At 60.8% G+C, this 25,999-nt stretch carries 30 protein-coding genes, 1 tRNA gene and 1 pseudogene; 29 read left to right on the top strand and 3 right to left on the bottom strand.

Annotated features, from left to right (window positions below; all coding sequences use genetic code 11):
- Nucleotides 1-15 precede the first annotated feature (15 nt).
- From hisC to tatC, 11 genes are all read left to right on the top strand, one after another.
- Nucleotides 16-1,092, top strand: a complete 1,077-nt coding sequence (hisC, locus tag FVE66_RS17515; RefSeq protein WP_151448755.1) for a histidinol-phosphate transaminase — start codon at nucleotides 16-18, stop codon at nucleotides 1,090-1,092.
- Between the two features lie 11 nt (nucleotides 1,093-1,103).
- Entirely contained in the window at nucleotides 1,104-1,700 is a 597-nt protein-coding gene (hisB, locus tag FVE66_RS17510) for an imidazoleglycerol-phosphate dehydratase HisB (RefSeq protein ID WP_151448754.1), read from the top strand.
- A gap of 33 nt (nucleotides 1,701-1,733) precedes the next feature.
- Nucleotides 1,734-2,372 (top strand): imidazole glycerol phosphate synthase subunit HisH, encoded by a 639-nt coding sequence (gene hisH, locus FVE66_RS17505; RefSeq protein WP_151448753.1) that lies wholly within the window; start codon nucleotides 1,734-1,736, stop codon nucleotides 2,370-2,372.
- A 58-nt stretch (nucleotides 2,373-2,430) separates the two neighbouring features.
- The gene (gene hisA, locus FVE66_RS17500; protein WP_151448752.1) at nucleotides 2,431-3,222 is read left to right on the top strand and encodes a 1-(5-phosphoribosyl)-5-[(5-phosphoribosylamino)methylideneamino]imidazole-4-carboxamide isomerase; all 792 of its coding nucleotides are present in this window, start codon (nucleotides 2,431-2,433) and stop codon (nucleotides 3,220-3,222) included.
- The gene (hisF, locus tag FVE66_RS17495; protein WP_151448751.1) at nucleotides 3,219-3,983 is read left to right on the top strand and encodes an imidazole glycerol phosphate synthase subunit HisF; all 765 of its coding nucleotides are present in this window, start codon (nucleotides 3,219-3,221) and stop codon (nucleotides 3,981-3,983) included. Before hisA ends, hisF begins: the two co-directional genes overlap by 4 nt.
- The gene (gene hisI, locus FVE66_RS17490; protein ID WP_151448750.1) at nucleotides 3,980-4,387 is read left to right on the top strand and encodes a phosphoribosyl-AMP cyclohydrolase; all 408 of its coding nucleotides are present in this window, start codon (nucleotides 3,980-3,982) and stop codon (nucleotides 4,385-4,387) included. Before hisF ends, hisI begins: the two co-directional genes overlap by 4 nt.
- A 12-nt stretch (nucleotides 4,388-4,399) precedes the next feature.
- The gene (locus FVE66_RS17485) at nucleotides 4,400-4,768 is read left to right on the top strand and encodes a phosphoribosyl-ATP diphosphatase (protein WP_151448749.1); all 369 of its coding nucleotides are present in this window, start codon (nucleotides 4,400-4,402) and stop codon (nucleotides 4,766-4,768) included.
- Between the two features lie 10 nt (nucleotides 4,769-4,778).
- Entirely contained in the window at nucleotides 4,779-5,150 is a 372-nt protein-coding gene (locus FVE66_RS17480; protein WP_151448748.1) for a histidine triad nucleotide-binding protein, read from the top strand.
- Between the two features lie 54 nt (nucleotides 5,151-5,204).
- Nucleotides 5,205-5,429, top strand: a complete 225-nt coding sequence (gene tatA / locus FVE66_RS17475; RefSeq protein WP_151448747.1) for a Sec-independent protein translocase subunit TatA — start codon at nucleotides 5,205-5,207, stop codon at nucleotides 5,427-5,429.
- A 70-nt stretch (nucleotides 5,430-5,499) separates the two neighbouring features.
- The gene (gene tatB / locus FVE66_RS17470; RefSeq protein WP_151448746.1) at nucleotides 5,500-6,003 is read left to right on the top strand and encodes a Sec-independent protein translocase protein TatB; all 504 of its coding nucleotides are present in this window, start codon (nucleotides 5,500-5,502) and stop codon (nucleotides 6,001-6,003) included.
- The gene (gene tatC / locus FVE66_RS17465; RefSeq protein WP_151448745.1) at nucleotides 6,004-6,777 is read left to right on the top strand and encodes a twin-arginine translocase subunit TatC; all 774 of its coding nucleotides are present in this window, start codon (nucleotides 6,004-6,006) and stop codon (nucleotides 6,775-6,777) included.
- Nucleotides 6,778-6,806: 29 nt separating this feature from the next.
- Here the strand turns inward: tatC and FVE66_RS17460 are convergent, their stop codons facing one another.
- Both FVE66_RS17460 and FVE66_RS17455 read right to left on the bottom strand, forming a co-directional pair.
- Entirely contained in the window at nucleotides 6,807-7,496 is a 690-nt protein-coding gene (locus FVE66_RS17460) for a DUF2461 domain-containing protein (RefSeq protein WP_151448744.1), read from the bottom strand.
- Between the two features lie 4 nt (nucleotides 7,497-7,500).
- Nucleotides 7,501-8,664, bottom strand: coding sequence for a Do family serine endopeptidase (locus FVE66_RS17455; RefSeq protein ID WP_151448743.1), 1,164 nt, complete (start codon nucleotides 8,662-8,664; stop codon nucleotides 7,501-7,503).
- A 24-nt stretch (nucleotides 8,665-8,688) separates the two neighbouring features.
- Here FVE66_RS17455 and FVE66_RS17450 point away from each other — a divergent pair, with 24 nt between their 5' ends.
- Both FVE66_RS17450 and FVE66_RS17445 read left to right on the top strand, forming a co-directional pair.
- The gene (locus FVE66_RS17450; protein WP_151448742.1) at nucleotides 8,689-9,453 is read left to right on the top strand and encodes a Nif3-like dinuclear metal center hexameric protein; all 765 of its coding nucleotides are present in this window, start codon (nucleotides 8,689-8,691) and stop codon (nucleotides 9,451-9,453) included.
- 98 nt (nucleotides 9,454-9,551) lie between these two features.
- Nucleotides 9,552-10,253, top strand: a complete 702-nt coding sequence (locus FVE66_RS17445) for a response regulator (protein WP_151448741.1) — start codon at nucleotides 9,552-9,554, stop codon at nucleotides 10,251-10,253.
- A gap of 1 nt (nucleotide 10,254) precedes the next feature.
- Here FVE66_RS17445 and mscL read toward each other — a convergent pair whose 3' ends face one another.
- Complete coding sequence (gene mscL / locus FVE66_RS17440) at nucleotides 10,255-10,698, bottom strand: large conductance mechanosensitive channel protein MscL (RefSeq protein ID WP_151448740.1); 444 nt, start codon at nucleotides 10,696-10,698, stop codon at nucleotides 10,255-10,257.
- Nucleotides 10,699-10,896: 198 nt separating this feature from the next.
- Between mscL and petA the strand changes: the two genes are divergently transcribed.
- The 16 genes and pseudogenes from petA (at nucleotide 10,897) to FVE66_RS17365 (ending at nucleotide 25,997) form a co-directional block, all read left to right on the top strand.
- The gene (gene petA / locus FVE66_RS17435; protein ID WP_151448739.1) at nucleotides 10,897-11,505 is read left to right on the top strand and encodes a ubiquinol-cytochrome c reductase iron-sulfur subunit; all 609 of its coding nucleotides are present in this window, start codon (nucleotides 10,897-10,899) and stop codon (nucleotides 11,503-11,505) included.
- Nucleotides 11,506-11,507: 2 nt separating this feature from the next.
- Complete coding sequence (locus tag FVE66_RS17430) at nucleotides 11,508-12,911, top strand: cytochrome b (protein ID WP_151448738.1); 1,404 nt, start codon at nucleotides 11,508-11,510, stop codon at nucleotides 12,909-12,911.
- Between the two features lie 19 nt (nucleotides 12,912-12,930).
- A complete protein-coding gene (locus FVE66_RS17425) occupies nucleotides 12,931-13,692 on the top strand; it encodes a cytochrome c1 (RefSeq protein ID WP_151448737.1) in 762 nt (253 codons plus the stop codon).
- Nucleotides 13,693-13,779: 87 nt separating this feature from the next.
- Entirely contained in the window at nucleotides 13,780-14,391 is a 612-nt protein-coding gene (locus FVE66_RS17420) for a glutathione S-transferase N-terminal domain-containing protein (protein ID WP_151448736.1), read from the top strand.
- 52 nt (nucleotides 14,392-14,443) lie between these two features.
- Complete coding sequence (locus tag FVE66_RS17415) at nucleotides 14,444-14,911, top strand: ClpXP protease specificity-enhancing factor (protein ID WP_151448735.1); 468 nt, start codon at nucleotides 14,444-14,446, stop codon at nucleotides 14,909-14,911.
- 34 nt (nucleotides 14,912-14,945) lie between these two features.
- A tRNA-Thr gene (locus tag FVE66_RS17410) sits at nucleotides 14,946-15,021 on the top strand.
- An 859-nt stretch (nucleotides 15,022-15,880) separates the two neighbouring features.
- Entirely contained in the window at nucleotides 15,881-16,087 is a 207-nt protein-coding gene (locus FVE66_RS17405) for a helix-turn-helix domain-containing protein (RefSeq protein ID WP_151448734.1), read from the top strand.
- 67 nt (nucleotides 16,088-16,154) lie between these two features.
- Nucleotides 16,155-17,744, top strand: a complete 1,590-nt coding sequence (locus FVE66_RS17400) for an ATP-binding protein (protein ID WP_241673263.1) — start codon at nucleotides 16,155-16,157, stop codon at nucleotides 17,742-17,744.
- A 216-nt stretch (nucleotides 17,745-17,960) separates the two neighbouring features.
- Nucleotides 17,961-20,341 (top strand): annotated as a pseudogene (gene hsdR, locus FVE66_RS17395) (EcoAI/FtnUII family type I restriction enzme subunit R).
- Nucleotides 20,342-20,355: 14 nt separating this feature from the next.
- Nucleotides 20,356-21,768 (top strand): type I restriction-modification system subunit M, encoded by a 1,413-nt coding sequence (locus FVE66_RS17390; RefSeq protein WP_241673260.1) that lies wholly within the window; start codon nucleotides 20,356-20,358, stop codon nucleotides 21,766-21,768.
- Nucleotides 21,659-22,063, top strand: coding sequence for a hypothetical protein (locus FVE66_RS20550; RefSeq protein ID WP_241673259.1), 405 nt, complete (start codon nucleotides 21,659-21,661; stop codon nucleotides 22,061-22,063). Before FVE66_RS17390 ends, FVE66_RS20550 begins: the two co-directional genes overlap by 110 nt.
- The gene (locus FVE66_RS17385) at nucleotides 22,060-23,199 is read left to right on the top strand and encodes a restriction endonuclease subunit S (protein WP_151448732.1); all 1,140 of its coding nucleotides are present in this window, start codon (nucleotides 22,060-22,062) and stop codon (nucleotides 23,197-23,199) included. Before FVE66_RS20550 ends, FVE66_RS17385 begins: the two co-directional genes overlap by 4 nt.
- Before the next feature lie 20 nt (nucleotides 23,200-23,219).
- Nucleotides 23,220-23,720 carry a DUF4231 domain-containing protein gene (locus tag FVE66_RS17380; RefSeq protein ID WP_206668786.1) on the top strand — a complete coding sequence of 167 codons (501 nt, stop codon included), beginning with the start codon at nucleotides 23,220-23,222 and terminating at the stop codon, nucleotides 23,718-23,720.
- Entirely contained in the window at nucleotides 23,717-24,697 is a 981-nt protein-coding gene (locus FVE66_RS17375; RefSeq protein WP_151448731.1) for a hypothetical protein, read from the top strand. Before FVE66_RS17380 ends, FVE66_RS17375 begins: the two co-directional genes overlap by 4 nt.
- Complete coding sequence (locus FVE66_RS17370) at nucleotides 24,694-25,407, top strand: 8-oxoguanine DNA glycosylase (protein WP_151448730.1); 714 nt, start codon at nucleotides 24,694-24,696, stop codon at nucleotides 25,405-25,407. The genes FVE66_RS17375 and FVE66_RS17370 overlap by 4 nt, the downstream gene beginning before the upstream one ends.
- A complete protein-coding gene (locus tag FVE66_RS17365) occupies nucleotides 25,404-25,997 on the top strand; it encodes a 7-cyano-7-deazaguanine synthase (RefSeq protein ID WP_151448729.1) in 594 nt (197 codons plus the stop codon). The genes FVE66_RS17370 and FVE66_RS17365 overlap by 4 nt, the downstream gene beginning before the upstream one ends.
- The last annotated feature ends 2 nt before the right edge of the window (nucleotides 25,998-25,999 follow it).

Here is a 25,999-nt window from a genome sequence, read left to right as displayed (position 1 = left end):
AGGCGAGCACGAGCAATGACACTGAGCGAAAAAGTAATCCGGCCCGAAGTGCGGGAGCTTGCGGCCTACCATGTGCCGGCATCCGCAGGTTTCCTGAAGCTGGACGCGATGGAAAACCCCTACCGCCTGCCCGAGGCGCTGGCTCGCGAATTGGGGCAGCGGCTGGCCGAGGTCGCGCTCAACCGCTATCCGACGCCCACTTACAGCGCGCTGAAGGAAAAGATCCGCACGCATCTGGGCGTGCCGGCGGGTTTCGATGTCCTGCTTGGCAATGGATCGGACGAGCTGATTTCGATGATTTCCGTGGCCTGCGCCCGGCCGGGTGCCAAGGTGCTGGCGCCGGTGCCCGGATTCGTCATGTATGCCATGTCTGCCCGTTTCGCCGGCATGGAATTCGTCGGCGTGCCGCTCAAGGCGGATTTCACGCTCGACTTGCCGGCCATGCTTGATGCGGTGCGCCAGCACAAGCCGGCCGTTACCTACCTTGCCTACCCCAACAACCCGACCGGCAACCTGTTCGATGCGGGGCAGATGATCGAAATATTGCGCGCTGTCGGCAATGATGGCGTCGTGATCGTCGACGAGGCCTACCAGCCGTTTGCGCAGGCAAGTTTCATGGACCGGCTGCCTGAATTTGCCAACCTGGTCGTCATGCGCACTGTTTCCAAGCTCGGGCTGGCCGGCATACGCCTGGGTTACATGTCTGCCAGCGCCGAACTGCTGGCCGAGTTCGACAAGGTGCGCCCGCCGTACAACATCAACGTGCTGACCGAAGCCGCCGCCGAATGCCTGCTCGACCGCATCGAGGTGCTGGACCAGCAGGCTGCTGCACTGCGGCAGGCGAGAGGGCAGCTGGTTGCCGCACTGTCAACGCTACCCGGGGTGGAAGTGTTCCCGTCGGCGGCAAATTTCCTGCTGCTGCGGGTTGCGGACGCCGACGGCGTGTTCTCCCGGCTGCTGGATCGGAAGGTGTTGATCAAAAATGTCGGTAAAATGCACGCATTGCTGGCAAACTGCTTGCGCGTGACAGTAAGTACGCCGGAAGAAAACCAGCTATTCCTCGATGCCCTCCGTGCATCGCTGGCACCATAACGATCCTGACCATGTCTACCCAACGCACTGCCGAAATTGTTCGCAACACCAACGAGACGCAAATTCGCGTCGCGATCAATCTCGACGGCACCGGCCGCCAGAAGCTCAACACCGGCGTGCCCTTCCTCGACCACATGCTCGACCAGATTGCCCGTCACGGGCTGATCGACCTCGACATCGAGGCCAAGGGTGACTTGCATATCGACGCCCACCACACCGTGGAAGACGTCGGCATTACCCTCGGACAGGCGGTCGCCAAGGCGATCGGCGACAAGTCCGGCATCCGCCGCTACGGTCATTCTTACGTTCCGCTGGATGAAGCCTTGTCGCGCGTGGTCATCGATTTTTCCGGCCGTCCCGGGATTGAATTTCATGTGCCGTTCAAGCGCTCGATGATCGGGAGTTTCGACGTCGACCTCACGCACGAGTTTTTCCAGGGCTTTGTGAACCACGCCCTGGTCACCTTGCATGTGGACAATCTGCGCGGCGAAAATGCGCACCACCAGTGCGAGACCGTGTTCAAGGCATTCGGCCGCGCATTGCGCATGGCTGCGGAGCTGGATCCGCGCGCGGCTGGCACCATTCCTTCCACGAAGGGCAGTCTGTAGGCAGCATACCCGCTGTTTTTAGCCTGGCAAATCATGAATAAAATCGTAGTAGTCGATTACGGCATGGGCAACCTGCGCTCGGTCGCCCAGGCCTTGCGCCATGTCGCGCCCGAGGCCGACATCCGTATCTCGGGCGAGGTGGATGACATCCGCGCTGCTGACCGGATCGTCCTGCCCGGCCAGGGCGCAATGCGCGACTGCATGCGCAGCCTGCGCGAGTCGGGTGTCGAGGAAGCGCTGATCGCGGCCTCGCGCAGCAAGCCGTTCTTCGGCGTGTGCGTCGGTGAGCAGATGATGTTCGACTGGAGCGAGGAGGGCGATACGCCCGGACTTGGCCTGCTGCCAGGGAAAGTCGTGCGTTTCCGGCTGGACGGACAGTTGCAGGCGGATGGTTCGCGCTACAAGGTGCCGCAGATGGGCTGGAATTCGGTCCGGCAGACTTCCTCCCATCCCTTGTGGGCCGGTATCGCGGACAACAGTTACTTCTATTTCGTGCACAGCTACTATGCGGTGCCGGCCGAGGCGTCGCAAATATTCGGCGAAACTGTTTATGGCGCACCGTTTGCAAGCGTCGTAGGACGCGATAACCTGTTTGCCACGCAGTTTCATCCGGAAAAAAGCGCGGCTGCAGGTTTGCAACTTTACAAAAATTTCGTACATTGGAATCCTTGACCGATCTCCCGGTCGACACCAGTTTCCCCTTCAACCACCACTTGCCCGCACCGAAGACATGCTGCTTATTCCCGCTATCGATCTCAAGGACGGTCACTGCGTACGCCTGAAGCAAGGCGACATGAACCAGGCCACCGTGTTCTCGGAAGACCCCGCGCAGATGGCGCGGCACTGGCTTGAGCAGGGGGCGCGGCGGCTGCATCTGGTCGACCTCAACGGCGCATTCGCCGGCAAGCCGAAGAACGAAGCCGCCGTCAAATCCATCATCAAGGCGGTACGGGAATTTGCCGAAGCCAACGGTGTCGAAGAAATACCGGTCCAGCTTGGCGGCGGCATTCGCGACCTCGACACCATCGAGCGCTATCTCGATGGCGGGCTGTCGTACATCATCATTGGCACGGCGGCAGTCAAGAGCCCGGGCTTCCTGCACGACGCGTGCAGCGCCTTCCCGGGCCAGATCATCGTCGGACTGGACGCCAAGGATGGCAAGGTCGCGACCGATGGCTGGAGCAAGCTGTCAGGGCACGAAGTGATCGACCTCGCCCGCAAGTTCGAAGACTACGGCTGCGAAGCGATCATCTATACCGATATCGGCCGCGACGGCATGATGGGCGGCGTCAACATCGAGGCCACCGTGAAACTGGCGCAGAGCATGACCATCCCCGTGATTGCATCCGGCGGCGTGCATGGCATCAAGGATGTCGAAGCACTGTGTGCCGTGCAGGATGAAGGCATCGAGGGCGTCATCTGCGGCAGGTCGATTTACGAAGGGACGCTGGACTTGCGCTCGGCGCAGCAGCGGGCCGATGAATTGTCCGGCTTCGTGGAGCCGGAAACAGACGACTTATGACACTGGCAAAACGCATCATCCCCTGCCTGGATGTGACCGCCGGCAGGGTGGTAAAGGGCATCAATTTCGTAGAGCTGCGCGACGCCGGCGATCCCGTCGAAATCGCCCGTCGCTATGACGAGCAGGGCGCCGATGAAATCACCTTTCTCGACATCACAGCGTCATCCGACGAGCGCGACCTGATCCTGCATATCATCGAGGCCGTTGCGTCGCAGGTATTCATTCCGCTGACCGTTGGCGGCGGGGTGCGCGCGGTCGAGGACGTGCGGCGCCTGCTCAATGCGGGAGCCGACAAGGTTAGCATCAACACCTCGGCCGTCACCAATCCGCAACTGGTTTTCGACGCTTCCCAGAAGTACGGTTCGCAGTGCATCGTGGTGGCGATCGACGCCAAGCGGACAGGCGACGGACGCTGGGAAGTGTTTACGCGCGGCGGACGCAACGCGACCGGACTCGATGCGGTCGAGTGGGCGCGCAAGATGGAACAACTGGGCGCTGGTGAAATCCTGCTCACCAGCATGGACCGCGATGGCACCCGTGCCGGCTTCGATCTCGCATTGACCCGCGCGGTGTCGGACGCGGTCAGCATTCCGGTCATCGCCTCTGGCGGCGTGGGCGGCCTGCAGGACCTCGCGGACGGCATCAAGAAGGGACATGCTGACGCCGTCCTTGCTGCCAGCATCTTTCACTATGGCCAGCACACCGTGGGAGAGGCCAAGCGCTTCATGGCAGCGCAGGGCATTCCGATGAGGCTGGCATGAGCGTCAGCGACAAATGGCTCAACAAGGTCAAATGGGACGAGCATGGCCTGGTGCCCGTGATCGCCCAGGAAGCGGGCACCGGCCAGGTGCTGATGTTCGCGTGGATGAATCGCGAGGCGCTTTCCCGCACGGTCGAATTCGGCGAGGCGGTGTACTGGAGTCGTTCGCGCAAGAAACTCTGGCACAAGGGTGAAGAGTCCGGTCACATCCAGAAGGTGCATGAAATTCGCCTGGACTGTGACGAAGACGTGGTGCTTCTGACGATCGAGCAGGTCGGGGGCATTGCCTGCCATACTGGCCGCCACTCCTGTTTCTTCCAGCAATTCTCGGGCGACCATCAGAAGGGCGAGTGGATCGCCGTCGATCCGGTGCTCAAGGATCCGGCAAGCATCTACAAGAAATGAGCAAATGAACAAATGAGCAATACCCTGAACCGACTGGCCGAAATCATCGAATCCCGCAAGCTGGCAAACGGCGGCGATCCTGAAAAATCTTATGTCGCCCGCTTGTTTTCCAAGGGTGACGACGCCATCCTGAAGAAGATCGGCGAGGAAGCTACCGAAGCGGTGATGGCGGCCAAGGACGCGCGTGCCGGCCACGGTACCGATGCCGTTCTGTATGAGTGTGCGGACCTGTGGTTCCATTCGCTGATCATGCTGGCGCAGTTCGGCCTGACGCCGCAGCAGGTGCTGGATGAGCTGGCGCGCCGGGAAGGCATTTCGGGAATCGAGGAAAAGGCTGCACGCAAGCTTGAGCAGCGCGAGCAGGCTGAACGCAAGGACTGACAGGACCAGCATGGACAACTGTATTTTTTGCAAGATTGCAGCAAAGCAGATCCCTTCGAAAAGCGTGTACGAGGATGACGACCTGATTGCTTTCCACGATATCAATCCGGCATCGCCGGTTCATTTCCTTATCGTTCCGAAGCAACATATCGCCACGCTCAGCGATTGCGACGAGAAGCACGCGGCTTTGTTGGGTAGAATGATGGTGTTGGCGCCCCGGCTCGCAGAGCAATTGGGGTGCGGGTACCAAGGCGATGGAACGGGTAATGGCAGCGGAGGTTTCAAGACGCAGTTCAATACCGGACCCGACGGCGGACAGGAGGTGTACCATCTTCATCTGCATGTCATGGGTGGTCCACGACCATGGCGCGGGCAGCGCTGAGCAAAGCCTGCGGCGTAGTACAGAAAACGGGACGAAGTCCCACAGGAGAATATGATGGGTTCATTTAGTGTTTGGCATTGGCTAATCGTGCTGGTCATCATCATGCTGGTGTTTGGCACGAAGAAGATCGGCAGTATGGGTTCTGACCTCGGCAAGGCCGTCAAAGGCTTCAAGGACGGTGTGAAAGGCAGCGAGGAAGACAAGTCCGCGCAGCCCTCGCAGGTCGCCGAAAGCAAGACCACGATCGACGTCGAAGCAAAAGAAAAAAATAAAATCTGATCGATACCCCCGCATCGGGGGCTTTCCGACGGCTGCCATCCCGCGCAGCCCGTCCTGACCGTCCCAATCCATGATCGATCTCGGTCTTACCAAAATCGCGCTGATCGGCGCGGTGGCACTGGTTGTCATCGGTCCCGAAAAGTTGCCCAAGTTGGCACGCATGGCCGGGTCGCTGTTCGGCCGCGCCCAGCGTTATATCAATGACGTAAAGGCCGAAGTCAGCCGCGAGATCGAGCTCGACGAGCTGCGCAAGATGCAGCAAGACGTGAAGGATGCGGCAAGCAGCGTCGAGCAGACCATCTCCAGCGACCTGACCTCGGTCGGCGACATGAACACCGACTGGGATGGCGGACGCGACCTGTCGCTGGACGTGCCGCTGGACTCCACGGCTACCACCGAGAAGATTGCACTCAAGGCCCGCGACTTTCGCAAGAAGAAGATCCTGCGCCAGGCAGCCGTTCCCGGCTGGTACAAGCAACAATCGGGGCGTCGCTCCCGCGTGCTGTCCGGCGCCGCGCGCGTCGCCAGATTCCGTCCCCCGGGCAGCCGCTCTTCCAACTTTTCATTCCACTAAATGTCCGACGAGCAGACTGGCGTACCGGAGAGCTTCATCTCCCACCTGATCGAATTGCGCACGCGTCTCGTGCGCGCGTCGATCGCGGTGCTCGTGGTTTTCATCCTGCTGTTTGCAGTCTGGCCCGGTCCCGCGGCGCTCTATGATTTCGTCGCCCAGCCGATGCTGAGCACGCTGCCGCACGGTTCGAAGATGATTGCCACCGGTGTCATCACCCCGTTCATGGTGCCGATGAAGGTGACCCTGCTGGTCGCCTTCATGGTGTCGCTGCCGTGGGTGCTGTACCAGGCATGGGCCTTCGTGGCGCCCGGCCTGTACACCCATGAGAAGAGGCTGGTGCTGCCGCTGGTGGTGTCGTCTTCGATACTGTTCCTGGCCGGCGTCGCCTTCTGCTACTTCTTCGTGTTCGGAACGGTGTTCGGCTTCATCAACGATTTCGCGCCAAAAAGCATCTCGGTTGCGCCGGATATCGAAAATTACCTCGATTTCGTGCTGATGATGTGCATGGCCTTCGGCCTGACTTTCGAAGTCCCGGTGGTCGTGGTCATCCTGGTGCGCATGAATCTCGTGACGGTCGAGAAGCTCAAGGCGATCCGGCCTTACGTTGTGGTCGGCGCATTCGTCATCGCCGCCATCGTCACGCCGCCAGATGTGCTGAGCCAACTGCTCCTGGCCGTGCCGCTGTGCCTGCTTTATGAAGTCGGCATCCTGCTGGCGCCGCTGTTTGCCCGCGTCACGCGGGCGCCGGAAGAAAGCGCGGACTCAGGTAGCTGACCGCGTGGCCGGGTACTGCCCGGCTGCGCTCAGCTTGCCTGGTCTGCCTGTGGAGCCGAGCGCAGCCATGACACCAGTGGCCAGGCGTCGCGGAACTGGTCAACGATCTCTTTTTTCAAGTCGGCTGGCAGTTGGCGCCGCAGGTCCGTTTCGGTCCACGCGATGAAGTTCTTGTTGCGGATGAGGTCGATGTCCGGATGTCCCGGGTCGTAGCCCTTTGGCGCACGCGCCAGTTTTCCTTCCTCTTGAAGTCCTCCGAACCTGCTGCGGAATCGCTTCCCGGCCAGTGCTTTCCTGAGTCCTGCCGGATCGGCGTCGATCGCTTGCCGGATCCGGCGCAGCCGTTCCGGCGGCGGCATGTATTCTCCGCCTGCCACCAGCAGCATGCCCTTTGAATCGATATGGAAGTAATAGGCCGGGCCTCCGCCCTGGCTGGGTTTCTTCAGGCCGGTGGCCGTGATCGCCGCTGAAAACGTGGTCTTGTACGGCCGCTTGTCTTTCGCGAAGCGGGCGTCGCGATGGATCCGGAACAGCGCCTTGGCAGGGTTGCAACCCAGTACGGCAGGATCCTGCTTGCCGATGTCGCGTATCAGTGCCGTGACCAGTTCGAGGAATTCCGCGCGCAATATGTCATAGCGCGGCTTGTTCATCACGAACCATGCCCGGTTGTTGCTCTGCTCGAGCTCGGACAGATAGCCGATCAGGTCGGGCACGTGCATGGTGCTATTCGGTCTCGGGTTTCTTGCGCGGCCGCGTGCCGACCGTCACGTCCAGCGTCGTCTGCTCGTTTCGCCGCAGCACGGTGAGCTTTGCCCGGTTGCCGGGTGTCAGCTGTGCAATGGAATTCAGCATCTCGGTGGTGTTCCTGATCTGCTTGCCGTCGATTGCGGTCAGTATGTCGCCCGGCCGCATTCCGGCGCGGTCCGCCGGGCCGCCCTTGAGCACGCCGGCCACGATCGTCCCCGATCGATTGCCCAAGCCGAAACTTTCCGCCAGTTCGGGCGTGATGTCCTGCGGCTCCACCCCGATCCAGCCGCGTACCACCCGGCCAGTCTTGATGATCGACTCCATGACGGTTTTCACCGTCGTCACCGGTATCGCAAATCCGATGCCGAGCGAGCCCCCGCTGCGCGAATAGATGGCGGTATTGATGCCGAGCAGGTTGCCGTTGGTGTCAATCAGCGCGCCGCCCGAATTGCCCGGGTTGATGGCGGCATCTGTCTGGATGAAGTTCTCGAAGGTGTTGATTCCCAAGTGGCTGCGGCCAAGCGCAGACACGATGCCCATGGTGACGGTCTGGCCGACGCCGAACGGATTGCCGATCGCCAGGACCACATCGCCGACGCGGGTCTGGTCCAGGTTGCCCAGCGTGATGGCGGGCAGATCCTTGAGGTTGACCTTGATGACCGCGAGATCGGTTTCGGGGTCGGTGCCGACCAGCTTGGCGGCTGCCTTGCGTCCGTCTGACAGCGCGACCTCGATCTCGTCCGCCGCTTCGACCACGTGATTATTGGTCAGCACAAAGCCGTCGGGGCTGACGATGACGCCGCTGCCCAGGCTCACCTGCTTTTCCTGTTCCGGCAAGCGGTCGCCGAAGAAGCGCCGGAAGAACGGGTCGTCCATGAACGGATTCGGGACCTGCCGTGCCGTCTTGGAGGTGTAGATGTTCACCACCGCTGGCATGGATCGCCGGGCGGCTTCGCGGTAGGACGACTGTAAGGCCGGCCCGGCCGTCGATTCCTGGAGCGGCACGACCGAGGACGAAACCTGTGGGGCGCCCGGTCGCGGGCCGCCAGCAAGCCATTCAGGCTTGAGGGTCGCTACAATGAACCAGAGCGCCAGCAGAACTGTGACAGTTTGCGCAAACAGCAGCCAGATACGTCGCATGAACCGGATAGTCGAAAGGAAGTTATGAACGAAGGCGTAGATAGGGACGAGATGGAGAAATATCTAGCACTGACGCTGGATATTAACCGCTTTCGGGACTATTGCCCAAACGGCTTGCAGGTGCAAGGGCGGGACAGGATCCGGCGGCTTGTCACGGGAGTGACTGCCAGTCTGGCCCTGCTTGAACAGGCGGTCGAGGCCGGCGCCGACGCGGTGCTGGTGCACCACGGCTATTTCTGGCGCGGCGAGGATGGCCGCGTGGTCGGGCAGAAGCATGGCAGGCTGAAAGTATTGCTGGCTAATGACATCAACCTGTTCGCCTACCATTTGCCGCTGGACATGCATGAACAGATGGGCAACAACGCCCAGCTCGCGCGCCAGCTGGGCTTGCTGCCGGCATCCCGTTTTGGCGAGGACGGCATCGGCTGGCTGGGACAGCCTGCGGATGATGCGATCCGGACCGTCGGGCAACTGGCTGACAAGATCGCCGCAGTACTTGGCCGCGAGCCACTGGTAATAGGCGACCGTGCAGCGCCGCTTGGCCCGGTAGGATGGTGCACCGGTGCTGCGCAGGGATATCTCGGCGACGCCGCAGCGGCTGGTGCAGGTACTTACCTGAGTGGCGAAATTTCCGAGCCGACCGTCCATCTGGCCCGCGAAAGCGGCATTGCTTACCTGGCTTGCGGCCACCATGCTACAGAACGATATGGTGTGCAGGCGCTCGGGCAGCACCTGGCCGATGTGTTTGGCATGGAGCACCGTTTCATCGATATTCCCAATCCGGTGTGAGTTGACAAGATCGAGCAGAGACCGATGCCAATTTGGCAATGCTTACATGATTGTCAATATGTTAATATCGCGCCGGTCAAAGCTCATCGGGAAATCATATGGGGCAAGAAGCAGTACCGCCGCCGCGCATCAGTGTTGCCATCGTCGAGGATGACGCGGTAACGCGCAGCCTGTTGTCACTGGCAATCGAATCCGAGCCTGCCTTCGCCCTGATCGCCGCGTTCGATCGCGCGCGGTCGGCCATTGCCTGGCTGGCCAGCAACCAGCCGGATCTGCTGCTGACCGACCTCGGCCTGCCTGACGGGTCGGGGGTTGAAGTGATACGTGCCTGCGCCCGTTATACCCCCGACACAAGCATCATGGTCATCAGCATGTCCAGCGACGAGGACGAGATACTGTCTTGCATCGAGGCTGGCGCTTCGGGCTACGTCCTCAAGGATGCCGGCCGTACCGATATCGTGCAGGCCTTGCTGGACCTGCACGCCGGCGGCTCTCCGATCAGTCCGATCATTGCCCGCAAGGTACTGGCGCGCATGCGTGGCGTTGTTCCGGCAAGGCCAGCAGTCGACCGCCGCAACCCCGGGCTGCTGACCAATCGCGAAGCATCAATACTGGAGCTGATCGCACGCGGGGACAGTTACGGTGAAGTGGCGGTCGCACTGTGCCTGTCAGTTGGCACAGTGCAGACGCATGTGAAGAATATCTACGGCAAGCTGTCGGTTCACTCGCGTGGCGAAGCCGTGTACGAAGCGCAGCGACGCGGGCTGCTGCGCATGAACCTGCCCAAGCTGCGCAAGTAGCTCAGGTATTGAGCTCGGCTTGCTTGAGCGAGTCGCGGATTTCGCGCAGCAGCATCACTTCCTCATTTGGCGGTGGCGGCGGTGCCGGCGCCGGTGTGACTTCCGGCTCATTGCGCCGGGCGCGGTTGATCAGTCGCACCATCTGGAAAATGATGAATGCCATGATCAGGAAATTCAGCATGATGGTGATGAAGCTGCCGTAGGCGAGCACGGCGCCGGCCTTCTTTGCTTCTACCAGGGTAAGGGTCCATGACTGGCCGTTCAGCGGGATGAAGTAGTTGCTGAAATCGAGTCCGCCGATCACGCTGCCGACCACCGGCATGATGACGTCCTGGACCAGTGACTCGACGATCTTTCCGAATGCGGCACCGATAATGACGCCAACGGCCAGGTCGATCACATTGCCCCTGATGGCAAAGGCCTTGAATTCCTTCATCATGCTCATGGTTTTTTCCTGTTTTCCCTGTTTGAATGGTGTTTTTTTGTGAAGCAGCATTGCCCCGCGACAACGATAACACCCGTTCCCGAGTTCCCCCAAGCCCCAAAGTACGTCGTTTTGCTTTAAAAAAAGCCACACGCTCGGCTATAATCTAGGGTTGCTATTAGCTTTATACAGATTTCGCATTCACTTTTTGGGGTTGGTATGAGTAACGAAAAGCAGGTCGACTCAGGTCGGCGAGGCTTGCTCGCCGCTACCTGCGCGGCGGGCGGTGTGGCTGGATTGGCCACGGCAGGTGCATTTGTTTCGACCTTCCAGCCGTCCGAACGTGCAAAGGCAGCTGGCGCGCCGGTCGAGGTGGACATCGCCGGCATGCAGCCGGGCGAGATGAAAACCGTCGAATGGCGGGGCAAGCCGGTATGGATCCTTCGCCGCTCCCCCGAAATGGTGGCGACGCTGAAGAAGACCGACCCGCAAGTGGCCGATCCCAAGTCCGAGCGTAACCCGGACGATCTGACGCCGCCCTATGCGCGCAATGAATACCGCTCCATCAAGCCGGACTACCTGGTCGCCGTCGGCATCTGCTCCCACCTGGGTTGCTCGCCAACGACCAAGCTCCAGCCGGGCGCCCAGCCTTCGCTTCCCGATGATTGGGAAGGCGGCTTCCTGTGCCCCTGCCATGGCTCGACATTCGACCTCGCCGGTCGCGTGTACAAGAACAAACCGGCGCCGGACAATCTGCAAGTGCCGCGCCACATGTATGTTGGCGACACCAAACTGGTGATCGGCAAGGACGAGAAAGGCGAGGCTTGACGATGGCATTCGTAGAAAAAAAACTACCTGACGACGCACCAGCCGCCGCCAAGGCGCTGAACTGGGTTGACGCCCGCTTCCCGCTCACCAAGCTGTGGAACGACCAGTGGGGCCAGTACTACGCGCCCAAGAACTTCAACTGGTGGTACATCTTCGGTTCGCTGGCCATGCTGGTCCTGGTGATCCAGATCGTCACCGGCATTTTCCTGGTGATGCACTACAAGCCGGACGCCGCCCTCGCGTTCGCCTCGGTCGAGTACATCATGCGCGACGTGCCATGGGGCTGGCTGGTGCGCTACATGCACTCCACCGGCGCCTCGGCATTCTTCATCGTTGTCTATCTGCACATGACCCGTGCGCTGCTGTACGGTTCATACCGCAAGCCGCGTGAACTGATCTGGCTGTTCGGCGTCGGGATTTTCCTGATGCTGATGGCCGAGGCATTCTTCGGCTACCTGCTGCCGTGGGGCCAGATGTCTTACTGGGGTGCGCAGGTTATCGTTAACCTGTTCGGCGCCATTCCGCTCATCGGTCCTGACCTGTCGCTGTGGATTCGCGGTGACTACGTCGTGTCCGACGCCACGCTGAACCGCTTCTTCGCGTTCCACGTGATCGCGATTCCGCTGGTGCTGATCGGCCTCGTTGCTGCCCATCTGATCGCGTTGCACGAAGTGGGTTCGAACAACCCCGACGGCATCGAGGTAAAAGATACGCTGGGTCCGGACGGCCATCCGCTCGACTCGATTCCTTCGCATCCGTACTACTCCGTACACGATGTGTTCGGCGTCACGATCTTCCTGGTCATTTTCAGCGCAGTCGTGTTCTTCGCGCCGGAAATGGGCGGCTATTTCCTCGAGTACAACAACTTCCTGCCGGCCGATCCGCTGAAGACCCCGCTGCACATCGCGCCGGTCTGGTACTTCACGCCGTTCTACTCGATCCTGCGTGCCACCACGTCGCAGTTCATGTGGGCGCTGATCATCGGTGTGCTTGGCTATGTCGCCCTGATCTGGCTCAAATCGCGTCTTTCGTTCAAGACCAAGGTCGCGATCGCTGCGGTGTCACTGGTCGCCGTCCTCGGCATGCTGGTGCTCGACGCCAAGTTCTGGGGTGTGGTTCTGATGGGCGTATCGGTGCTGATCATGGCCGGCCTGCCCTGGCTTGACCAGTCGGAGGTGAAATCGATGCGTTACCGTCCGTCCTGGCACAAGTATGTCTACATCCTGTTCGGGATTGCATTCCTGGCGCTGGGCTACCTGGGCGTGATGCCGCCGACCGAAACCCGCACGCTGGTGGCGCAGATCAGCACGTTCATCTACTTCGGTTTCTTCCTGCTGATGCCGTGGTGGAGCGCGATGGGCAAGTTCAAGCCCGTCCCGAGCCGTGTCACGTTCCATCCGCACTAAGCCGCAAAGGAAGACAAGAATGAAATTGCTGAAAAAACTGATCGCGGCTGCTGCCCTGCTTCCGACGCTGGTGTTTGCCAGCGCAGGCGGCTTTCCACTGGATCGTGCACCGGAGCGGCATGACCTGGCATCGCTTCAGAACGGCGCCAAGCTGTTCGTGAACTACTGCCTGAACTGCCACTCTGCTGCGTCGATGCGTTACAACCGCCTGCGCGACATTGGCCTGACCGAAGACCAGATCAAGAACAACCTGCTGTTCACATCGGACAAAGTTGGCGACCTGATGAAGACGTCAATGTCGCCGGCCGATGCCAAGACCTGGTTCGGCGCAGTGCCGCCGGACCTGTCCGTGATCACGCGGGCCAGGTCTTCGGCTGACGGTTCCGGCGCAGACTGGATCTACACCTACCTGCGCACCTACTACCGTGATGACACCAAGCCTACCGGCTGGAACAACATGGTGTTCCCGAGCGTCGGCATGCCGCACGCACTGTGGGAGTTGCAGGGTGTGCGCACCGCGAAATTCGTGGATGCAAAAGATCCGCACGATCCCAAGAAGACCGTGCATGCCTTCGCCGGCTTCGAGCAGGTCACCCCAGGCAAGATGACCACCCTCGAATACGATACGGCGGTTGCGGACCTGGTGTCCTACCTGAGCTGGATGGCTGAGCCCGGCGCGACAAAGCGCAAGCAACTGGGCGTAATCGTCCTGCTGTTCCTGAGCTTGCTGATGGTTCTGGCGTGGAGACTCTCCGCGTCGTATTGGAAAGAAGTCAAGTAGTCAAAAAATTACACGTCCCTGAAGGGCCGGGTTAACAGGGTGAGCCGTTTAGCGGTCTCACCCTCTTTGTTTCTGAGGACTGCGAACATGATGGTTTTGTATTCGGGCACGACCTGCCCATTCTCCCAGCGCTGCCGCCTGGTCCTGTTCGAAAAAGGCATGGACTTCGAGGTGCGCGATGTTGACCTGTTCAACAAGCCGGAAGACATCTCGACGATGAATCCGTACGGCCAGGTACCCATCCTGGTCGAGCGCGACCTCGTCCTGTACGAGTCGAACATCATCAACGAATACATCGACGAGCGCTTCCCGCATCCGCAACTGATGCCAGCGGATCCGCTGATGCGGGCACGTGCCCGGCTGATGCTGTTCAATTTCGAGAAGGAACTGTTCGTTCACGTCCACACCCTGGAGAACGACAAGTCCAAGGGCGCCGAGAAAGTGCACGACAAGGCGCGCGCGGAAATCCGCGATCGCCTCACCACGCTGGCGCCGCTGTTCATCAAGAACAAGTACATGCTCGGCGACGAGTTCTCGATGCTGGACGTGGCAATCGCTCCTTTGCTGTGGCGACTCGACCACTACGGCATCGAACTGTCCAAGACTGCAGCGCCGCTGATGAAGTATGCTGAACGCATCTTCTCCCGTCCGGCCTACATTGAAGCGCTGACGCCATCCGAAAAAGTGATGCGTCGTTAAATCAAGCCTGACCTGGCCCGCATCTGCGGGCCAATTTTCCCTGGAGGCGCACATGGCGGCGACTTCGACCAAGCCCTACTTATTGCGTGCCATTTACGAATGGTGCACCGACAACGGATTTACGCCCTACCTTGCGGTCGCTGTCGATGGCCGCACCGTGGTTCCGATGGAACACGTGAAGAACGGCGAGATCGTGCTCAACATCAGCTTCACTGCCACCAAGGGGCTGAAGATGGAGAACGACTATATCTACTTCAACGCACGCTTCTCCGGCCACGCCCGCGACCTGATCGTTCCGGTCGACAATGTACTTGCTATTTACGCCCGTGAGAACGGGCAGGGCATGGCGTTCGAACAGACGAAACCCGGCGAGGCCGAGGTGGCGCAGGACCAGGATGCCCCGGCTGCAGAGCCCGCGCTCAGCGCAGTCCCGGACCGCAAGCCAGGCGAGGGCGGTGACGACACGCCGCAACCACCGCGGCCAGGTGGTGGGCGTCCAACACTCACGCGCATCAAATAGCATCAATCGCGTATAATCGCGTCTCTCTTCAAGTGCCGGCTTAGCTCATCCGGTAGAGCACCTGATTTGTAATCAGGGGGTGGCGGGTTCGAGTCCTGCAGCCGGCACCAATAGATTCAAGCACTTAGCCTCGCCAACCGGCGGGGCTTTTTGCTTTCTTGGATTCATGTAGGCGTGGTGTAGGTTTTTCCGGACGAGATACCTACGTCACTTGCAGACCTGGACGGCGAGCTTAGATTCCAGGATGAATTGCTCACGCACGCCGTGCCGAACGAGGTCTGCTGCAAAGTTGTTAGGACAACGGGGTCGAACATCGGCGCGATACAGATTCGTCAGTATGGTGCGTGCTGCGGGCCAAGCAGAGAGGAAGCATCGTCACAACCATCACCACCGTCAAACCGGGCCGACGCTTGTGAAGTTTGTGAAGGTGGTGATGGTTTATTGTTATGGTCGGCGCATACACAGATGCCCCATGCGAAAGGGGGCCTTCCTGGCGATATTCCAATGCGGGGGGGCGCGAGCGCAGCATTTCGCTACCGACTGCCACAAAAACAAGGTTTGCAGGGTTTGCGGTTCCCACCCGGTGCCGCGGGCCATGGGGTGGAATGCAGCGTCAGCGCTGACGTGTGCGGGATGTTCTGGAGGAGCGACGCTGCGAACCGAAGTGCGTACCGGGTTTGCAGGTTTGCACCCCGAGTGCACAAAAACTGCCAGGGATGGAAATTCAATGCTGACGAGAGTTTGCGAGCGATTCGTCGCCGGAAACCGGCAAATCAGCCACCCACCAGATGGGCTACGCACGGCGTGCGCCGCCTGAGGGCCTCCAGATACTAGACACGCTGCGCGCGCAGTGATGCCATCCAAAATGTGGAGGCCACCGAAGGAGTGATGATGGCCACCATAGCTACACTCTGGTAGGCTCGTGACGATTTTGAACGACTTTGAGGCCACAAGCTGAGCGCCAATGCCATGAACTCCGAACCGTGGGTCACTGCAATCGATGTCGCCCGGCATCTGGGCGTCGTAAAGGACACCGTTTACCGCTGGCGCGAGCGCAAAGGACTGCCCGCGCACAAGATCGGCCGGCTGTGGAAATCCCACCTGTCCGAAGTCGATGAATGGGTGCGCGCAGGCGGCGCCGACGACGAGACGGAGAGCGGGAGCGAACAAAAATGAAGCACAGCAGGGGAAGGATCGCGTGAGTCAGGAGGGACAACTCCTCGACCAGAAGTCCTTGCGGGCAGTGACCGGCAAGACGGCAGACTGGAACGAAATCGCCAAGGATTGCATTGCCTTCGCTAATGCAACGGGCGGTCGTCTGCTGCTGGGCGTCGAGGATGGACACGATGCGCCGCCAGCCGGTCAGCACATCCCCGCCGACCTGCCCGACACCCTTCGGCGCAAGCTGGCCGAGCGCACCGTCAACGTTGCTGTGCTGCCCGATGTTGTCACGGCCCCGAATGGCGGTCAGTACATCGAGTTGCGCATTCCTCGCGCCCTGGCTGTGGCATCCACCACCGACGGCCGCTACTTTCTGCGCGTGGCTGATCAAAGCAAGCCCGTCACGGGCGATGACGTGATGCGGCTGGCCAGCGAGCGTTCCGCGCTGCCGTGGGAAACGCAGACCACCCTGCATATTCCGCGCGTTGAGGCGGATGCCGCCAAGCGCAACAAGCTGCTGCAGGCCTTGCGCGCCTCCGACCGCGTCAAGGCATCGGTCAAGGAAAAGACCGACGATGAGGTGCTCGATCACTATCAACTCGCGCAGGGGCACGATCTCACCAACTTGGGCGTGCTCTGCCTTGGCCGCCAGCATCACCGCGCCCAACTGACCACTTCACCGGTCATTCAGTTCATCAAGTACGACGAGCACGGCCAGAAGGTCAACAAGCTGGTGTGGGACGACCACACGCAAAGCCCGATGGATCTGATTGAGGCGGTCTGGCTGGAAGTGCCCGACTTCCGCGAGCGCTACGAACTGCCCGATGGCCTGTATCGGCAGAACGTGCCAGCCTTCGATGAAATCGTGGTGCGCGAGCTCTTGGTCAACGCGCTGGTCCATCGCCCCTACACCCAGCGCGGCGACATCTTCCTGAATCTGCACCCGGACCGATTGGAAGTGGTCAACCCCGGCCCGCTGCCACTGGGCGTCACGCCGCAGAACGTGTTGCATACCACCGTGCGCCGCAACGAACACCTGGCTCGCCTGTTCCACGACCTGAAGCTGATGGAACGCGAGGGCAGTGGCTTCGACAAGATCTTTGAAGTGCTGCTGTCGCAAGGCCGCCCTGCGCCGGATCTGATCGAAACCCACGACCGCGTGCAGGTGACGGTGCGCCGTCGTATCCTTAAGCCGGAAGTCATCGACTTCATCGCCAAGGCGGACCAGACCTACCATCTCACCCAGCGCGAGCGTATCTCCTTGGGCCTGCTGGCCCAGCACGACGCCATGACTGCCCGCGAACTGGCCACCGTACTGGAGCTGCCTGCGGTCGAGGCGCTGCAGCCGTGGCTCAAGCGGCTGCTGGAATGGGGACTGGTCCAGAGTGCAGGGCGCACGCAGGCCACGCGCTACTTTGTCGATCCGGGCCTGCTGCGCACCCTCAATTTTGTTGGCGGCACCACGCTCAAGCGCATCGAGTCACATCGCCTGTTGGCGCTGATCGTCGAAGACGTGGGCCGCTACCCTGGCACCAAGATTGGCGACATTCACCAGCGGGTGGGCATTGAAATCCCCCGCTCCCGGGTGCGGCGTGCGGTCGAGCAACTGGTGAAAGAAGGCAAGCTATCTCAGGAGGGAGTGCGCAGTGGCACACGCTATCGCCTCACGTAATTTGGCTCAAACCGGGGCCTATCTGCCCGACTTGCGCCAAGCTGTCGTGCAAAAAGGCGAAAAAATTGCTGTAACCCTTTGTCCTGGCGCGACTTGTATTTTGGCTCACCACAGATCTCTGAGCCAAAGCAATGCGCCAAACGCACCTCTTCGCCATGCCGTAGAGGGGATGACTGAAGATCAGAACAGGTGGCCTCGATGACGGCAACGACACAGATCATGACCGAGGCGGATACCTGCCGGGAGCTCGTCACGCCAAAGCTGGTTGATGCTGGATGGGGCAGCGCTCCGCACGTGATCGGCGAGCAGCGCACCTTTACCAACGGCCGCATCATCGTCGCCGGCGGCCGTGTGCGCCGTGGCAAGCAGAAGCGTGCCGACTACCTGCTGTACTACCGGCGGGATTACCCACTGGCCGTCGTGGAAGCGAAGGAGCTTGGGCTGCCGGCAGAAACCGGAGTGCAACAGGCCAAAGAGTATGCCGAGATCCTCGGCCTGAAGTTCGCGCCACCAACGGCCACCGCATCATCGAGATCGACTACACCACCGGCATCGAGCGCGAGGTGGACCGCTTCGCCACACCGGCCGAACTCTGGCAGCGTCTGACAGCCGCGACAGCGCTGCCCGCTCCCGCCACGCCCCACTTGCTCGAACCGTTCAACCTGGTCTCCGGCAAGGTGCCGCGCTACTACCAGCAGATTACGATCAACCGCGTGGTCGAGGCCATCATGCTGGGTCAGAAGCGCATCCTCGCGACCCTGGCCACAGGCACCGGCAAGACCTGCGTGGCGTTTCAGCTCTGCTGGAAGCTGTGGAACAGCCGCTGGAATCGCACCGGCGAATACCGCCGCCCGAAAATCCTGTTCCTGGCCGACCGCAATATCCTGGTCGATGACCCGATGGCCAAGATGTTCGCGCCGTTCGGAGACGCCCGCCACAAGATTGCCGGTGGCGATGTGAGCCAGAGTCGGGACATGTACTTCGGCATCTATCAGGCACTGTCCACCGCCAACGAAGAGGTGTTTCGCCAATACCGACCGGACTTCTTCGATCTGATCATCATCGACGAATGTCATCGTGGCTCCAGCCGCAATGACAGCAACTGGCGCGCGGTACTCGACTACTTTGCCCCCGCCGTGCAATTCGGCATGACGGCCACGCCACTGCGCGAGGAGGCCCGCGACAGCTACGAGTATTTTGGTAATCCGGTCTACACCTACAGTCTGCGCCAGGGCATCGAGGATGGCTTTCTCGCGCCCTATCGCGTGCACCGCGTCATCACCACCGTGGATGCCGCCGGCTGGCGCCCGTCCAAGGACGAACTCGACCGCTTCGGCCGACCCGTGCCGGACGACGAATACCAGACCAAGGACTTCGAGCGCGTGATCGCCCTGCGTGCGCGCACCAAGGCAATTGCCAAGCACCTTGCAGACTTCCTCAAGGGCACCGACCGCTTCGCCAAGACCATCGTGTTCTGTGTCGACCAGGAACACGCTGCCGAAATACGCCAGGAATTGGTCAACCTCAACAGCGATCTGGTCAAGCAATACCCCGACTACGTCTGCCGCGTGACCGCCGACGAAGGCGCCATTGGCCTCACCCACCTCGCGCACTTTCAGGACGTGGACAAACTCACGCCGGTGATCCTGACCACCTCGCAATTGCTGACCACCGGCGTCGACGCCGAGATGGTCAAGAATGTGGTGCTGGCGCGCGTGGTCGGCTCCCGTTCCGAGTTCAAGCAAATCATCGGGCGCGGCACGCGGCTGAAGGTCGATTACGGCAAGGAATACTTCAACATCATCGACTTCACCGGCACCGCCACCCGACACTTCGCCGATCCAGATTTCGATGGCGATCCTGCGCGCATCGAGGAAGTGACCATCGACGATGCCGGTGAAACCGTCGATACCGTCGTCGAAACGCCGCCCGGTGTTGAAGAACCGCCGGCCGACTACGCCGTCGACACTACTGAAACCGACGAAGGCCAGGGTGAAATCCTGACCGAGCCGCCTGAAGAACCGCGTAAGTTCTACGTCGATGGCGGCGACGTCGAGGTGATCGGCCATCTGGTCTACGACCTCGATACCGACGGCAAGAAGCTCCAGGTGGTCAAGTACACAGAATACTCGGGCCGCACCGTGCGCACCCTGTACCCAACCCGCGATGCGCTGCAATCAGCCTGGGCCAACCCCGACACCCGCGCCGATGTACTGCGCGAACTTACCGAGCGCGGCATCAGCTTCGAGGAACTGGCTGCCAGCGCCGACCAGCCCGACGCCGACCCCTTCGACCTGTTGTGCCATCTGGCCTGGAACGCGCCATTACTCACCCGCCGTCAGCGCGCCGAGCAGGCCAGGAAGGCGGCACAAGACCTGTTCGGCCAATACGGCGAATCGGCCCGCGAAATCCTCACGCTGCTGCTCGACAAGTACATCGAGCGCGGCATCATCCAGTTCAGCACCCTGTCCGAGCTGATGAAGGTTCAACCTTTTGACCGCTTCGGCAGCCCCTCCGAAATCGCCACCCAGCATTTCGGCGGCATCAAACCTTTCAAGGAAGCCGTCTCGCGCCTGCAGACGGCCCTTTACCAATGACGAGAATCTCCTGAATGGCCGCAACCGAAAAAAAACCAAGAACCAAACGCGCCAAGCCGCCGCTGACCACGCGCGACAACCTGTCGGCGCTGATTGGCAGCGCCCGCAATATTCTGCGCAAGGACAAGGGGCTCAACGGCGACGTCGACCGCCTGCCGCTGCTCACCTGGGTGATGTTCCTCAAGTTCCTCGACGATCTCGAAGTCGTCCACGAGGAGGAAGCCGAGCTCGATGGCAAGCCCTACCACCCCATTATCGAAACGCCATACCGCTGGCGTGACTGGGCCGCACGCGAGGATTGGCTGACGGGCGACGAACTGCTGGCCTTCATCAACCAGGACGAATGTCACCGCGCAGACGGCTCACGCGGTGCGGGCCTGTTCGCATATCTGCGCGGGCTGGCCGGCAGTGGCGAGAAAGGCAGCCAGCGCGAGGTCATTGCCAACGTGTTTCGCCGCGTGCAGAACCGCATGGTCAGCGGCTACCTGCTGCGCGACATCATCAACAAGATCAACGGCATCCACTTCAGCAGTAGCGAGGAGATTCACACCCTCTCGCATCTGTACGAATCCATGCTGCGCGAGATGCGCGACGCCGCCGGCGACTCGGGCGAGTTCTACACCCCACGCCCGGTGGTGCGCTTCATGGTGCAGGTGAGCGATCCACGGCTTGGCGAAACCGTGCTCGATCCTGCCTGTGGCACCGGTGGCTTTCTGGTGGAGGCCTACGACCACATTGCCGAACAAGTGACAAACCCGGACCAGCGCCGCACCCTGCAGCGCGACACCCTGTTCGGCCAGGAGGCCAAGCCGCTGCCCTACATGCTGGCGCAGATGAACCTGTTGCTACACGGACTGGAAGCGCCGCAGATCGCCTACGGCAATACGCTGGAGCGGCGCATCACCGAGATCGGCCACAGCGAGCGGGTGGACGTGATCCTCACCAACCCGCCTTTTGGCGGCGAGGAGGAAGCCGGCATCAAAGCCAACTTCCCGGCCAACATGCAGACGGCGGAAACCGCGCTGCTGTTCCTGCAATACATCATGCGCAAGCTGCGCTACGCCGGGCACGGTACCGAGCAGGGAGGCCGCGCGGCCGTGGTGGTGCCCAACGGCACCCTGTTCGGCGATGGCATCAGCGCCGCCATCAAGGAGGAGATGCTCAAGGAGTTCCGGCTGCACACCATCGTGCGCCTGCCGCAGGGCGTGTTCGCACCCTACACCGACATCCCGGCCAACCTGCTGTTCTTCCAGCGCGGCGGTCCCACCGGTGATCGACTGGTGGAACATGCGCGAGGAAAGCCCGCAGGCCTGGCGCGTGGACTTCGCTGCCAGACGCGCCACTGCCATCGAGACCGCGACGCCAAACTGGCAACGGGCCGAGGCCGAACGCGCCAGTGCGCTGGCACTGGGCAAACCGCTCCGTGAGCTGGAGCAGACCATCAGCAACGCCGCCATTGGCGACAAGGCCGCGCTGCACGCGCAGTTGCGCGAGCTGAAAACCCGCCAGCAAGCCCATGAAGCCGCCGCCAAGGCCGCGCAGGCCGAGGGCGACGCGTTCTACTGGCCGATCTACAACCTGGACCTGAAGAATCCGCACGCCGCCGAAGGGCTGGAACATGCCGATCCGAAGGATCTGGTGGCCGCCATGCGCGCCGGGGAAGAGGACGTGCTGCGCCTGCTCAGCGAGATCGAAGCGCTGGTAGCCGAGGTGCAGGGATGAGGCAGTGGCAGAGCATTCCGTTCGGGCAGTTGCTCACTCGCGTGAAGGACGATATCGCGATTGATGACCTAACGACCTACAGCCGAGTGACCATTCGCATGAATGGAAATGGCGTGTTGCTTCGAGATAGAGCCTTGGGTTCGGAGATCGGAACAAAGCGTCAATTTATCGCGCGAACCGGCCAGTTTGTTCTTTCAAAAATTGACGCACGAAACGGGGCTTTTGGAGTAATTCCTCAAGAGTGCGACAAAGCTATCGTAACTGGAAACTTCTGGGTCTTCGACTTCGATCTAGATCGTGTTGCCCCGTCGTTTTTCAGGTACCTGTCTCGAAGTCCGGCATTTGTTGACGCATGTGTACGTGGGAGCGATGGAACCACAAACCGGCGATATCTCCAGGAAGATGCATTCCTCCGTATGGAAGTCAGCCTGCCACCGCTCGCCGAACAACAAGCCATCGTCAGCCGCCTCGACACGCTGGCCGACAAGGCACGGCAGGTGAACGAACACCTCGGCGCCATCGAGCGCGATGCTGACCGGCTCCTGGCTGTGAGCTTCCGTGATGCCATCGCCAATGCACCCTTGCGGCCGATGGCGGAAGTGGCACCGCTGGTGCGCAGGGAAGTGGCCATCGAACTTGAAGGCAGCTATCCGGAGTTGGGTATCCGCTCTTTTGGCAAAGGCACGTTTCACAAACCACCGCTTACCGGCGCCGACGTGGGCACCAAGCGGCTGTTCAGTATCGAACCCGGTGACTTACTTTTCTCCAACGTGTTCGCTTGGGAAGGTGCGATTGCCGTTGCTCAGCCGGGGGACGCGGGCCGTTTCGGCTCACATCGATTCATCACCTGTCGCGTTGATCCTGATACCATCTCGGCGGAGTTTCTCCGCTACTACTTCCTGACCGATGCCGGCCTGGAAAAGATTGGCGAGGCATCACCGGGCGGAGCTGGCCGGAACCGAACACTAGGTCTCGAGAAGCTGATGGTTATTCAGGTGCCCATCCCATCTCGTGCAGTACAGCGTCGCTTCGATACCCTGCAAGCCAAGATTGCAGCACTGAAATCTCGCCACGTCGCCATCCGCCAGGCCAACGACGCGCTGATCCCGGCGACGCTGGAACGCGTGTTCAACTGAAGAATAAGGAGCGGAACGCTATGGCCAGCAGGGACAACAACAACACTACGGAGCCGGGTATCGCCGTGCCTGACTTTGCCGCTGCGCATCCGGCCTGGCTGCGACTGGAAGACCAGATGCAGTGGTATGACAACAAGAGTCTGCTCAGTCAACGCTGGTACAAGCGGCTGAAGCTCGCGCAGGTGGCCCTGGCAGTGCTGATTCCGGTGATGAGCCTCTTGCCCGCAGATCTGGCGAAATGGGCTACGGCCATCTCGGGCACTGCAATCGCCTTGCTGGAGGCCGTGCAGCAAATGAACCAGTATTCCACGCTGTGGGTGACCTATCGCGCCACGGCAGAGCGGCTGAAGCACGAGAAGTATCTCTTCCTGTCCGCCGCCGGCCCCTATCGCGGCTTGCCAGAACCTGAGCGCTTGATTCAGCTTGCCGAACGGGTGGAAGAACACGTCTCGACGGAGCACGCCAACTGGTTCAACGAAAACCGGCGCGTTGCCCTCGCCAAGACGGAGAACAAGGGATGACTGTGGCCCGTCTGCTGGAGCTGGACATCGGCGGCAAGGCCCCCCCGCTGCCCGTTTACTTTCCCTCGATCTCATCGGTGAAAACGGCGCTGCAACCGCAGGATTACCTGCAGGTGCTCTCCTCGCTGGTGGGCTTGAATGGGCAGTACCTGGTGTCCGCCTTTGATCTGGCCGCTCTTACGCAATCGGCCGATGCCGCCAAGTTGCTGCAAGCGTCGCGCGATGCCGGTGCGGTGACTCTGATGGATTCCGGCAACTACGAGAGTTTCTGGAAGGATGCCAAGCAGCAATGGCTGCAGCCCGAATTCCACAAGATGTTGGGCGCCTTTCCCTGCGATCTTGCCTTCGGCTTTGACGAGCAGCAACCACCTGCCGATTTCGCTGAGCACGTTGCGCTGCTGGCGGGACGGTGGAGCGACGATCAAGCAGCGGCCGGTGCGTGTCAGGTGGTGCCAATCATTCATGCCCAAGCGAGCGACTTGCCCGGTCTGTGTAGTGCCGTCGCCAACCAGACTGGTGTTTCAATGCTGGCCGTTGCAGAGCGCCGCCTTGGTAATGGCGTGATCGACCGCGCCCGTGCGGTGGTTGCCATTCGCAACGAGCTCGACAAACTGGGACGCTACGTGGCCTTGCACCTGCTCGGTACGGGCAACCCGATTTCGATTGCCCTGTACTCGGCGATGGGCGCGGACAGCTTTGATGGCCTGGAATGGTGCCAAACCGTTGTCGATCATGAAACGGCGCTGCTCTATCACCTGTCGCAGGCGGACTTCTTTACCAGACAGACTGCCTGGTCCGAGGCCGGGCTTTCGTTTCAGGCGCGCACGCTGGCGCATAACCTGGAGTTCTATGCTTCGTGGATGCAACGGCTGCGGGCGGCGATCGCCAACGGGACGGTGGTCGACTTCTGCCGTCTGAACTTTCCCGCGCATGTGTTTCGGCACTGCGCTGCAGCATTCGACTGGAGAATGTCATGAACGCCGACATCATCAATCGCACCATTGACGCCATGTGCAGCGAGATCAATGCACAAGGCAGTTCAGCGCCGGACTGGCGACTGCTGACCGAGGACGAGCTGCTGTACGAAGCGTCTATTTGCATCTTTTGCAGCCAAATGCAGTTCGAGTTGGCTGTGGCCACCGCAGACCGACTGAGGAATCAGGGCATGCTGCTCTCTACAAAGCTGGGAGACATAGCCGACTACGAAGCACGGATTCTCGATGCGCTCAGTCAGCCGTTGTCATTGGCCGGCAAGGACGGGGCTGTGCGTCGGGTGCACGCCCGATTCCGGAACCGGCTAGCGTCATTGCTCGCCACCACGGTGGCGGAGATTTACGGCAAGGGAGACTCCCTGCGCAGGCTGCTGTTTGCCGCCGAAGGCGCCAAGGATGCGCGCAAGGCCTTGATGCTGAGCGTTTGGGGTTTCGGACCCAAACAGGCGAGCCTCTTCTTGCGGCGGGTGGGTTACTGCGCCGATCTTGCCGTGCTGGATGTGCACGTGCTCGATTACCTCCATCTGACGAGCGGGCTCAGGGTTGCACCGAACAGGCTGGGGCGCCTGTCCTGCTACGAAGAAATCGAAGACACGTTTCGCGAGATAGCTTCCCGATTTGGACACTCGCTTGGCTGCGTCGATTTGGCAACCTGGCTGACGATGCGCGTTGCAAAGCGGGAGGCCTACCTGTGAGCTTTGTGAATCTTGTTTCGGGCGGTCTGGACTCAACCCTGATTGGTGTCATGGCCAAGGCAGACCATATCGAACACTTCCCCTTGTTCATCGACTACGGACAGCGGGCCGCCGCCAAGGAGTGGGCGACATGCCAAGTCGTTCACCGGCAGCTTGGACTACCCGAACCCACGAAGATGGACCTCAGCGGCTTCGGCCAAGTTATCGCATCGGGCCTGACGAACACGGGAATGGACGTCAAGGAAGACGCTTTTACGCCAGGCCGGAATCTGCTGTTCTTGCTTATGGGTAGCGCATACGCCTATCAAGTTGGCGCATCGTCGGTCGCCATTGGCTTGCTGGCCGAACAGTTCAGCCTGTTTCCGGATCAGCGTCAGCCCTTTCTTGTACAGGCAGAGCAGGCCATAGAGGCGGCGATGGGGCGTCGGATCAAGGTCCTGACGCCCCTGATCGAATTTGGCAAAGTCGATGTTGTGAGGCTTGCAACGGAAAAGGGCGTCAGCGGTACCTACTCGTGCCATACCGGAGACACAGAACCGTGTGGTCGCTGCATTGCCTGTCTCGAATTTCAGTTCAACGAAGGAGAATAAAC

Source organism: Lacisediminimonas profundi (genome assembly GCF_008831265.1).
Taxonomy (GTDB): domain Bacteria; phylum Pseudomonadota; class Gammaproteobacteria; order Burkholderiales; family Burkholderiaceae_D; genus Lacisediminimonas; species Lacisediminimonas profundi.
This window is presented reverse-complemented; position numbering and strand designations above follow the sequence as displayed.